A 12,082-nucleotide genomic window follows, 5' to 3' on the forward strand; every position below is an offset into this window, starting at 1 on the left:
ATTTCGGGTGTTAGTCCCCTCGTAGACCAGCCTAAATCATCAATAAGCTACCTGCTCCGTTTTGCGGGACCACTATAAAATAAGAGCGTTGAAAAATTATAGCAGTGGTTGTAGCAGTAATTGGATTAACACAGGCGACGATCGGCAGATCGAAGACCTAATATTATTCTCATTTGTGCCTATGATCAAGGTTATGGCGCTTGTTGCATTTATCGGGACAGGTTCTTTTTTTATTTTCGGTCCGGTCCTCTGAACGAGGCTGTCTGGGGCTCAGTCCACTCTTGACATGCTGACCCAGAGTAGGGGGCGATAAAATTAGGGTATTACAGCCGCGCCGGATGCCTGCAGCTGCTTCGGACTCAGGTAAGGATGAGAATTTATTTAATTATTAGTCCTATTTAATCTGTAGTCATCTAAACAGAGGATAGGCGGCTCAGATCTGGTTCTGATAAGCTGGCTTTCAATTGCCTTTATCCGGTTGAACTAATTGCGCTTCTTGCGATTTGGCTGACGGGCGGGGGGAAAACAATCAGAGGGTACCCAGATTTTGAACACAGATAGTATGATGAAAAAAACTTTGGCTAGGTGCCAACGTTGGAAATTATTAACTCTCGCATTTAGCATGGCTGTCAGCACGGGTATTGGCACTGCCGAACAGCAGCCGGCTGTTGTGGAAGAGTCCCTCGAAGCCGCCGAAAAGGAATCGCCTGACCCCTATGCCCATAAAACACGGGACCAGCGCGATGAGCCTGGCGAATTTGAAGTCCTCGCAGATGTCGCAACGGTCAAGCCGACCGATTTAATGGTCAGAGCCAACAAGAAAAGCTCAAAGCGACAGTCCCTGCAACAGGCAGTTGCGAAAAGTTCCCGCAGATAAGCCTCGGCAAGATCAATCTCTCAAAAGGCGAACACACAATAACAATAAAACAACAGTCAAGAACCAAGACGCCAATGTGCGTAAAATTAGCAACCCTGAATCCAGTAAAATAAGCGATTGCCAAGGGCCCGCAGAATAAACTGAAAGATTCGTACCCTTTTGCATAGGTTTTGGCCGGTCAAGTGGATTCGGAGCATCCCGGCGAGGTGACCCTTCGGATGGATCCGATTCTGGGCAAATGGAAGCAGGTCAACCTCCGTTCAGTTCGGCTATTGCCGATCGGTGAAATAAAGTAAGAAACACTACACATGAAAACGAAAAATATGATGAAAAAAGCTCTGGCTAAGTACCAACATTGGAAAGTATTAACTCTCGCACTCAGCATGGCTGTCAGCACGAGCAGTGGCGCTGCCGAACAAAGTATGGCTGTTGTGGAAGAGTCCCTCGACTCCTACAACGAGCGCATGGAATGGTTCGCGGACGCGCAATATGGCATGTTCATTCACTTTGGTCTCTATTCGCAGTTAGGTGGCGTTTGGAAAGAGAAGCAGATCAAGGGCTATGCCGAATGGATACAGCACAAGGCAAAGATCTCGCGGGATGACTACCCAGAGCTGCTCAAGACGTTCAATCCTTCCAAGTTCGATGCGGAGCTCATCGTCAGTACAGCGCAGCAGGCAGGGATGAAGTATCTGGTGATCACATCCAAGCACCATGAAGGCTTCTGTCTTTGGGATAGTCAATACACCGACTACGATGTTGCCAGCACGCCGTTCAAGGGGCGGGATATTCTCGATGAGTTGAACCAGGCCTGCAAGAAGCATGGCCTTAAGTTCGGTCTTTACTACAGTATCCTGGATTGGCACCACCCGTCCCATACGGGGATCGACCGTAATACTGCAGTCGTGGCAGGGCGCGGACAGGAATATATCGATTACCAGAAGAACCAAGTTCTGGAGCTGATTGAGAAGTATGACCCGGCCGTGCTCTGGTTCGACGGGGACTGGGCTAAGTGGTGGACTTTGCAAGACGGGACTGACCTCTACAACGCCATTCGTTCCGCGAGTGCGCACGTCATTGTCAATAATCGTGTTTCCAAACGCCAGTCCTTTGATGCCGACTTTGTCACCAAAGAACAAGGCCACTTCAAGCAGGCCTTCCCCAAGCATTGGGAAGCCTGTTACACTATGAACAAATCGTGGGGTTACAAAAAGCATGATCACAATTGGAAGGATGCGTCAAAGGTCTACGCAAAGCTCAAGGATGTGAACATGAAGGGCGGCAATCTGCTGCTGAATGTTGGACCTGATGGTGACGGCGTGGTTCAGGATGAAGCGATCTCGATTCTTCTGGAAGCGGGTAAGCTGCTCGAAGCGAATCCAATTGAGAAAATGAAACCAAAAGTGATCGCGGTCCCTCGCTTTTCAGAGAACTATAAAGCTAAAGCGAAGAAAGCGGTGGATGCGACACCCGGGATGTAAAGTCCACTATTACTCAAAGTCTACGGGCTTGAACATGCCCCCCCCTTTGGTCGGTTACAGCAAAAGGCGACAAAATAAGCTGATTTGTTGAAAAAGGATGAAGCCACTGCTGGTTGATGCGATTCGACTGGAGGTCGGTGGCTTCTCTGTAGTTCAGTAGCTGAGTCGTAAGGAACAGCAAGTGGCTTGGGACATTCCGTTGAAGCAGGCTGCTCCGCAGTCGACCAAGTAATTTTACATAAAGAAAGCAAACAATATGAGACATATTAAGACTAAAAATCGCAGTTTATTTAGAACAGCTGCAGCTATAGCTTGTGCACTGACAGCCAGCCAGCACCTCATGGCTGCAGATGATGTTCAGTCGATCGCGCAGCCCAATATCATCTTGGTGATGACCGATGATCAAGGCTATGGTGATCTGGGGTGCCACGGGCATCCATTCCTGAAAACTCCGAATCTGGACAAGCTTTACAGCCAGAGCACGCGCTTTACCGATTTCCATGCAAGTCCTACCTGTGCTCCCACAAGAGCAGCTCTCATGTCTGGTCGTGCAGCATTCAAAAACGGTGTAACTCATACAGTCCTGGAGCGGGATCGGATGACTCTCAAAGCCACCACTATTGCCCAAGTGCTGAAAGGGGCAGGTTATGCCACTGGAATTTTCGGGAAGTGGCATTTGGGAGATGAAGATCCCTACCAACCGCACAACCGGGGATTTGATGAAGCATTCATTCACGGAGCAGGCGGAATTGGACAGGAGTTTCCCGGATCTCAGGGCGATGCACCTGGTACTGCTTACTTTGATCCTATCATCAAGCATAACAACCGCTTCGTTCAGACCAAAGGCTACTGCACCGATGTCTTCTTCAGTCAGACCCTGGGCTGGATCAAAGAGCAGAAGGATGCCAAAAAACCATTTTTCGCTTACCTTTCCACAAATGCGCCGCACTCACCCTACATTGTGGCTGAAAAGTATAGTGATATGTTCAAAGGCAAGTGCAGCAAAAAGTCGGCAGCCTTCTTCGGTATGATTGTGAATATTGATGAAAATATGGGCTTACTAATGCAGAAGATGGATGAATGGAACCTAACTGAGAATACCTTGCTAATCTTTATGACCGACAATGGTTCTTCCGCAGGTACCTATAATTCCGGGATGAAGGGCATGAAGGGATCCCTCAATGAAGGCGGCTCTCGGGTCCCACTTTTCATGCGGTTGCCCGGTAAGATCAAGCCGGGTGTCGATGTGGACAGAATCACTAGGCATTATGACCTTTTCCCGACCCTGGCGAATATGGCAGGAGCGTCCATCCCGCAAGACCTCGACCTTGACGGACGGAGTCTTGTCCCTCTGATTGAGAACCCTAATGTAGCGTGGTCGGATCGCAACTTGGTCTTCCATAAAGGTCGCTGGAATAAAAAAGGTGCTCCAGGACGATGGGGAATTAAAGGCGGTAAAAATCCGCCCGATGACTTCAAATACGCAGGTTTTGCTGTTAGGAATGAAAAGTACCGCCTTGTAGGTGGATGGTTATACGATATTGAGGAGGATCCATCGGAAACTAAGAGCATAAAATCCAAATACCCGGAGGTGGCTGCCGAGATGAAGAAAGTCTATGACGCTTGGTGGGATGAAGTGAGGCCCTTGATGGTGAATGAAGATGCCTCCTTGGATACAGGCAAGCCTTTTGTTGAACAGTTCAATAAACAGAAAGCTGCGGGCGGAATCCCCGACTGGGTACAACCAAAGCTCTAGCCGCATTATCCATCCTGGCTGAAGAGACTAATAGCTAGAATGCTAAAAAAGCGTTTCACTGTGACGCGGTAAACCGCACGGGTGAACCCAGGTGTTCGCTAAACAAAACATCAAAGGAGAAAATCGAATGAAGTATCGAAGCATCGCAATGTTGATCTTTCTGGTTTCTGTGTCGTTGGTCAATGCCGCGGAGAAAGGGAAGCACCTATTCATCCTCTCAGGTCAGTCGAACATGAAGAGGATGGACCCTGATCTATCATTCAGTCCTACCGTCGTTGAGGAATTCGGAGAAGATAATGTGATCGTTGTTAAGTTTGCCGAAGGCGGTAAACCAATTCGACGCTGGTACAAGAAGTGGAAACCAGCGGAAGGAGGTGAACCCCAGGCAACTGGCGATCTATATGACCGCCTGATGGCTATGGTGAACAAAGCGATACAGGGAAACGAGGTCGAAACGGTAACCTTTGTTTGGATGCAAGGAGAGCGGGATGCGAAGGATAAGCACGACCAAGTGTACGCCGAAAGCCTGAATGGATTGATTCATCAACTAGAGGAGGATTTAGGGCGTGGAGATATCAATTTTGTCATAGGTCGACTGAGTGATTGCGTTATGACGAGTTCGCATTGGGTGGCAATCCGAGAAGCTCAGGTTAAAATTGCCGAAGGAAGCAAACGTGGAGCCTGGGTAGACACGGATGACCTCAACGATGGATTGAACAAGAAGGGTAAGAAAGTTAAAAATGACCTGCACTACACTGTCGAAGGTTACAAAATTCTGGGTGAACGGTTTGCCGGGAAGTCGATAGAATTGATCCAAAAGAATGCCCAACAAAGGGATGTGCCTGACAGGAAATAGCTGCGCCATTTCTAGCGGGTGATTCTGGTCCCTAGCCCTAAAGTAGAATGCCCGGAACCTTGTTGTTTTTTATATAGATATACGAAAGATCGAGTTGCTTTTGCTCTTCAGAAAGTTATTACAGTCAATAGTATTGGCGATTATTTGTCCTGTATCAACAAAAGCTGCAACGAAATGGGCTTTATTGAGGGAAAGTATTGCTGGTAGATAAAGTCGCGATGCCGCGACATTAGCGCTGAATACTGTAGTATTTAGGACCAGTCCTTTACGTATAGAAGAATAAGTAGAACTAAAACAATGGAGATACAGTAAGTGAGAGCTCTGAGAAATATAGCAGTGACTGCGGCAGTTGTTGGGGTAGCTCAGGCGACATTAGCAGATCAGCGACCGAATATTATTATCATTTATACCGACGATCAAGGGTATGGTGATTGCAGCTTATTAAATCCGGAGTCAAAGTTTAAGACTCCCAACATAGATCGCATCGGTCAACAAGGCATTGTCTTTACCGATGGGCATTGCAGCAATACAGTGTGTACCCCATCGCGCTACGGCCTTCTAACTGGACGTTACAGTTGGCGGACTCGTCTTAAACAGGGGGTTTTGAACAGCGACGATGAGCCATTAATAGCCAATGATCGTTCGACTATCGCGACATTGCTCAAGAGGAACGGCTACAATACGGGGATGGTTGGTAAGTGGCACCTGGGCATGACCTTCAATGAAGACGGCAGCAAGATTCTCGATGGCCCTCTACAAAAAGGCTTCAACTATTTCTGGGGAATTCCGGCATCGATGAACTTTGGTTATTGTGCCTGGTACGACATGGATTTTGCTAAAGTTGCCCCCAGAATGATGACATATAAAAAGCCCAATAAAATCGCGGTTAGTGATTATCGCATTATCCCGCCCTATGAAAAACCGGGGGCGAGCAAGAAGTCTATTAAGGTCGCAGAGGACTTTGAAGATATAATGGTTCTTGAGCGCTTTACAGAAAAGGCTGTGCAGTGGATCGGTAAAGTCCACAAGGATGACAAGCCCTTCTTTCTCTATTTACCTTTGACTTCGCCACATAAGCCCGTTGTGCCGCAAGAACGCTTTCGCGGTAAATCTGAGGCTGGCGCTTATGGTGATTTTATGATTGAAACAGACTTTTGGATCGGTCAGCTCATGAAGGCTCTGGAAGAGAGAGGTATCTATGATAATACGATGATTATCTTCAGTTCTGATAATGGCCCAGAAAGGACCTGGAGCAAGAGAATCAAACTTCATGGACATGTAAGTAATCGAACACTTCGCGATGGCAAAAGGAGTCTTTATGATGGGGGGCACCGAGTGCCATTTTTTATTTCCTGGCCAAAGAAAATTCAAGGCGGACAAACTTTCGGCAAGCCGGTCAATCAGTTGGATATCTTTGCGACTTTAGCAGAGGTTGTCGGTGATAAAGTGAAAAGTGATGAGGCGGAAGATAGCTTCTCATTTGCGCAATTGTTTGAGGGTAAAATGCCACAGCCAAGAAAAGCGATGATTCATCAGTCCATGACTGGTCAATTCGCAATTCGCGAAGGTAAATGGAAGTTGATCATGCCCAACAGAGCCAATCAAAAAATGGAGCTCTACGATCTGGAAAATGACTTAGCAGAACAACGTAATCTACTGGATAAGCACCCGGAAATTGTAGCTGGCCTTAAAGCTAAGATGATTAAGATTATTGATGGAGGTAAAACCAGGGAAGAATGCTCGTCAGCGAATGATGTACCGATGAACTTGAGCTGGAAGTAGCACATCAACTCAAAAGAAGGGGACGGGACGCGTAAGAAAATCAGAGGCTACTCCATTGGCGTGCACACGTTCTGGTATAAAATGAAGCTGCACGAAAAAAAGTGCCGCGTGCGCTAGTAATCGTCTCGGAACTCAGTATGATGCCTCCTCATTCTGACATGAACTGTCGCGTTGTTGAATATGACATAGGAGGAGCTCGTCGAGCTCATCTAAACAGATGATTGTCCGACTGTGATAAATGAATCATGCTGCATGGCCATCTGAGATTGTGAGCTGTACTGTCTGAGTCATGATAAACGATCTTATCGTAGATGTTTCCCAGGAGGTTAGAAAAATTAAACAACAAAAAATAGCAGGAGCAGAGACGAAACAACACAACTCTCGTTCAAAGTTAGGGGAACCCAAATCCAGAGTAAATCTAACTTTTATAGAACACCTACAAAGCTGTGGTGACCGAATTAAGTGGTCACCACATCCCTCAGATAAAAAATCAATCTATAATTCTCATGCCAAAAGCCATCATAGATGAAAACGGATACCCCCCAGAGTCCTATTCATTCAAACTCCACTGCGGTGAGAGGATTAGTATCGGTCGCGCTGACCATAACTATATCACACTCAAATGTCCATCATCCTCTACTCACCATTGCGATATTGAGAGGGTGCAAGGAGGCTACATTCTGCTAGATAATGCCTCCACTAATGGGATTACTAAAGACGGTGTACTGATGGAGGTAATTGATCTCAGAGATAGCATAGAAGTCTTAATCGGGCAGACCACACTGCGCTTCCAACTCTCTCACGCTGAATTAGAGGAACTCAAGGGAGAGGGTTACACGGTTCATGAAAAATTAGCCATGCAGCCCGAAAGTAAAAAGCATGTCGAGAATGCCGCTAAAATTAAAGCGCAAAACACGTCAACATCCCGAGGTGAAACCTCCCCATCTAGCTCCAGTGTGCCCCCCCAAGTTCAGCCAGGTAGCAGTAGCCAAGGGGCTTCCCGCGCATCAGTATCATTCATCATAGGACTTATCTGCATCCTAGCAGGTTGGCTGTGGTTTAACTACATGCGTAACGATGAGGTCTCCCCAGCTCAAGTAGTGAACGGACCAGACAAAGTAGCCCCCCAAGTAGTCAATGATGCGAAGAAAAATCCAATGCCAATTGCAGTTGGGGAGCAGGAGTTAGCTGAAAAAGTAGAGACGTCATCAGTGCCAGAATATCAATCAGACATACCTTACCTTCGCCGTGGAGTCGAAGTTGAAGTAGAATTGAAGGGGATGATGAGAAGTCATCGACACAAAGTGCGAGAGAATGTCATGTGCTATACTTTAACAAGCTTTGACGATTATAAGTTTGTGCTCCCCCGGTTAGGGCGCAATACGGTAAAAGGTGTCGATCTCTCTATTTTTGATGGTGAGGAGGAGATACCAGCCATGGTGAAAGTCAGCCTTATCGGCCACGCCTCTGGTGATATTCGCAGCGCTGAAGTCAAAATGCTTTTTGCGGCTGAAAAGCTCGATCCAGATGAAGGTCAGCGTTTATTGGAGCAATCTGAAGCGCGTAAAGTGGCAAGCAAGCAGCGTGTCTCTAATCCGTCACCAAACGCCTTGCCCTACTCAGGTAAATGGGGGGTGCGCATGCCGATTCCCTCTGAAAAGAATGGGATTAAGGATGTGAACAAATTTGACCCTCAGGAATTCGCTGCGCAGATTGCTGAGCTGAAGACTGTGGACTATGTCATTCTTAATGTCACTCAGCCTTCTGGCCCTTGTTACTTCACTGCTCCGCACCCAGAACTAGAAAAAATTCTAAAAACCAGAGACTATTTCAGTGGGCCAGTTTATCCAGACCGTGGCTCATTCCCTAGGAGAGATATTTTAGGAGAGACTCTCAATGCCGTAAGAGCAACCGGCAAGAAGACCCTTGTTTACTTTGCGTGCGAAGGCTTCCATACCGGACTTGCTAAAAAAGAGCTACAAGACGTTTGGTTCGACCATATTGAGTCACTGGGCATGACGCATTACCAAGCAGTCGGCCAGCTGATTCTTAAGCACTATGTAGAGCAGTATGGTACGAAAATAGATGGTTGGTGGTTCGACGGCTCAGGCGGGCTGAAAACTGCCAAGCAACGTCAAGAATGGCGCGATATCGTGCTGGCTGGTAACCCGAAGTCGATTGTCGCCTTTAACCGAATGGCGGGACCACCCTTTAGATCCACCCCACAGTGCGATTACTTTGGTGGTCACCCGACCCCGCGCTCAAGACACAAATTTTGGGAACCCGTTAATTTGCCAATGATCACGGCGATAGAAGCGAGTCCTTGGATGAACTGTAATGGTGAGCCAGTAGGAGACCCCCAAATGAGTACTTTAGGGCATGTATTTATGGGCTTGCAAGATCGCTGGACTCTTGGCAAGTGTGCCTTTCCACCAGAGCAAGCGGTGGAATGGACAACGCGTGTGATTGCATCTGGTGGGATGTACACTTGGGCATCCCCGCGTGCAGGTTCCAAAATGGCAGCTGCGCAGTTCAATGTATTGAAGAAGATCGACAAAGCGCTGGCAGAACTACGAAATGTGAACCCGTGATTAGCACCCAGAACAGTAAAAATCAGACATCAAGAATTCCCAGCAATAAACGGCAAAGAGAAATGATAACTACAGGAGATATAATGATCTGGATGAAGCAACTAGTCTGGATAGCGACAATTACTGTATTTGGGGGTGTCGTAGCATTCCCACAGCAGTTGCATGCGGACGATGCCTCGGCTACCGCTGAGACTAAGATAAAGAATGTGCTGTTCATTGTTTCTGATGATCTTAAGGCAGATGTGTTAGGTTGTTATGGGGACAAGATATGCAAGACGCCGAATATCGATAAATTGGCCAGCGAGGGCATGGTATTCAACCGTGCCTACTGCCAGGGAATGATGTGTGGGCCGTCACGGACATCGTTCATGGCCAGCCGTTATCTGGATGCGGCTGGAGTCAGCCTAGGTGAACATTTCAAGAGCAATGATTTCTACACTGCGCGTGTTGGCAAAATCTTCCATATGGCCGTGCCGGACGACATCATAGCCGGAACAGATGGAAAGGACATTCCTAGCTCCTGGACGCAACGTTTTAACAGCAGCGGACAGGAAGCACACACTCCAGGAGACTATGCTTGTCTCAACCTAAATAAATTCACCGACAAATTGCAGGGACGTGAGTCTTCTAGAATGCCCAACCGTATGTTTGTCTCAGTCTCCTACGAAGGTGATGGCTCTGACCAGCCAGATTACAAAACCGCGAGCAAAACGATTGAACTATTGCGCGAGCACAAGGATAAGCCATTCTTCATTGCTGCAGGTCTGGTCCGCCCGCACTACCCTAATGTCGCTCCACAGCACTATTTTGACCTCTATCCGTGGCAGGACATCAAGTTACCAGAAATGGTCGCCAATGACATCGATGATATCCCGAAACTTGGGCGAGCTAGAACAATGAACTCGAACAACTCCATCGGTAAGTACCCCGATAACCAGAAGCGTATGTGGGCAGCCTACTACGCCACTGTGACCTTCATGGACGAGCAGGTCGGACGAATCATTAATGAACTCGATCGTCTTGGCTTACGTGAGAGCACGGCGATTGTTTTACTTAGCGACCATGGTTACCACCTCGGAGAGCATACTTTCTGGCAGAAAACGAACCTGCACGAAGATGTCTCGCGGGTGCCGCTGATCGTCTCCGTACCCGGCATGAAACCAGGTAGGACTGATGCTTTCACAGAGCTGCTGGATATCTACCCGACCCTCGCCGACCTGGTCGGGATTTCAATTCCAGACGAGGTACAGGGCAAGAGCTTCACGCCAGTATTGAAAGACCCATCTGATTTCGTGAAGAAGGCTGCGCTTTCTATCATTCCACACAAGGGAGTTGCGCTTCGAACAAAAGGCTATGGTTACATGCGCTACCGTAGTGGAGAAGAGGAACTCTATGATATGCTAAAAGATCCGAAACAGTTTTCCAATCAGGTCAGTAATCCAGAATATGCCATAATTCTCAAGCAGCTTCAGAAGCAGTTAGATTCACGCCTTAAAGAAGAAGGAATCATCTTAGACAAGAAAACTAGGAAATATAGCCAACAATGAAGCTAAGCTTCAAAACTACACTGGTAATCGTTCTAGCGGCATGTGCGGCGCAAGCAAAACCGCTCAAAGGCTCCCGCCCGAATATCATCATGGTCATGACCGATGATCAGGGGATGGGGGATCTTTCCTGTCTGGGGAACGAGGTGCTAAGAACACCCAATATCGATAAGTTTTACGAGCTGTCGACTCGCTTCACGGAGTTTCACGTCAGCCCTACCTGTGCGCCAACGCGCTCGGCCATCATGTGCGGACGCCACGAGTTCCGTAACGGTGTCACTCACACCATCCACGAGCGTGAACTGATGAACTCGGCGTACACCACCATGCCTCAGGTGCTCCGCTTGGCAGGCTATGAAACGGGCATTTTTGGCAAGTGGCATCTTGGCGACGGCGCCGAGTTTCAGCCCTACAATCGTGGCTTCTCCGAGGTGTTTATTCACGGCGGCGGAGCCATCGGTAAATCCTTTCCCGGCAGTTGTTCCGACTTTCCACCCAACTTCGAGAACGTCTACTTCGATAATGCGGTTCTTCATAACGACACGATCGTGATGACCAAAGGCTTCTGCACTGATGTGTTTTTTCAGGCGGCACTGGGCTGGATGAATCAACAATATGAATCCAAGACGCCTTTCTTTGCTTATATAACTCCCAACGCACCGCATGGCCCCATGATCGCACCTGACAAATATAAGAAGCGATTCACGGATCTAGGCTGGGACGAAGAAACTGCCGGACGCTACGGCATGATCGAAAATATCGACGACAACTTTGGCCTACTCATGCAGAAGTTAGACGAATGGGCGGTATGGGAGAACACGCTTGTGATATTCATGACAGATAATGGCCAGTTCAGTAAAATCGGCAAACTGAATGGCCAGAAAACAAAGCCCTACACTGCTGGATTTAAAAGTGGTAAAGGCTCGATCTACGAAGGTGGTTCCCATGTTCCAGCCTTCTGGCGCTGGAAAGGCGTGCTTGAAGAAGGCCTAGATATCAACGCGTTGGCTGCACACATCGACCTGTTCAAGACCTTTATTGATCTTGCCGGGGCAGGCATACCCAAAGGTACTCAGCCCATCGATGGGCGCACCATGCTGCCGCTACTCGAAAATCCTAATGCCCAGTGGCCGGACCGGGAGTTATTCATTCACCGTGGGCGCTGGGAAAAGGGGGCGGACCCTGAAAAATCCAA

At 48.0% G+C, this 12,082-nt stretch carries 8 protein-coding genes; all 8 read left to right on the forward strand.

What is annotated here, in order from left to right:
* Positions 1–562: 562 nt before the first annotated feature.
* Positions 563–877 (forward strand): hypothetical protein, encoded by a 315-nt coding sequence (locus tag ABGY95_RS03860; protein WP_347440389.1) that lies wholly within the window; start codon positions 563–565, stop codon positions 875–877.
* 308 nt (positions 878–1,185) lie between these two features.
* The gene (locus tag ABGY95_RS03865; RefSeq protein ID WP_347440390.1) at positions 1,186–2,358 is read left to right on the forward strand and encodes an alpha-L-fucosidase; all 1,173 of its coding nucleotides are present in this window, start codon (positions 1,186–1,188) and stop codon (positions 2,356–2,358) included.
* A gap of 256 nt (positions 2,359–2,614) precedes the next feature.
* Complete coding sequence (locus tag ABGY95_RS03870; protein ID WP_347440391.1) at positions 2,615–4,114, forward strand: arylsulfatase; 1,500 nt, start codon at positions 2,615–2,617, stop codon at positions 4,112–4,114.
* Positions 4,115–4,205: 91 nt separating this feature from the next.
* A complete protein-coding gene (locus ABGY95_RS03875) occupies positions 4,206–4,970 on the forward strand; it encodes a sialate O-acetylesterase (protein WP_347440392.1) in 765 nt (254 codons plus the stop codon).
* A 336-nt stretch (positions 4,971–5,306) separates the two neighbouring features.
* Entirely contained in the window at positions 5,307–6,752 is a 1,446-nt protein-coding gene (locus tag ABGY95_RS03880) for an arylsulfatase (protein WP_347440393.1), read from the forward strand.
* A gap of 506 nt (positions 6,753–7,258) precedes the next feature.
* The gene (locus tag ABGY95_RS03885) at positions 7,259–9,343 is read left to right on the forward strand and encodes an FHA domain-containing protein (protein WP_347440394.1); all 2,085 of its coding nucleotides are present in this window, start codon (positions 7,259–7,261) and stop codon (positions 9,341–9,343) included.
* 62 nt (positions 9,344–9,405) lie between these two features.
* A complete protein-coding gene (locus ABGY95_RS03890; RefSeq protein WP_347440395.1) occupies positions 9,406–10,890 on the forward strand; it encodes a sulfatase in 1,485 nt (494 codons plus the stop codon).
* Positions 10,887–12,082, forward strand: a 1,196-nt coding sequence (locus ABGY95_RS03895) for an arylsulfatase (protein WP_347440396.1), incomplete at its 3' end; no start/stop codon positions are given. The genes ABGY95_RS03890 and ABGY95_RS03895, both read left to right, overlap by 4 nt.

The sequence above is a fragment of the Rubritalea sp. genome (assembly GCF_039830215.1).
In the GTDB taxonomy this organism is placed as follows: domain Bacteria; phylum Verrucomicrobiota; class Verrucomicrobiia; order Verrucomicrobiales; family Akkermansiaceae; genus Rubritalea.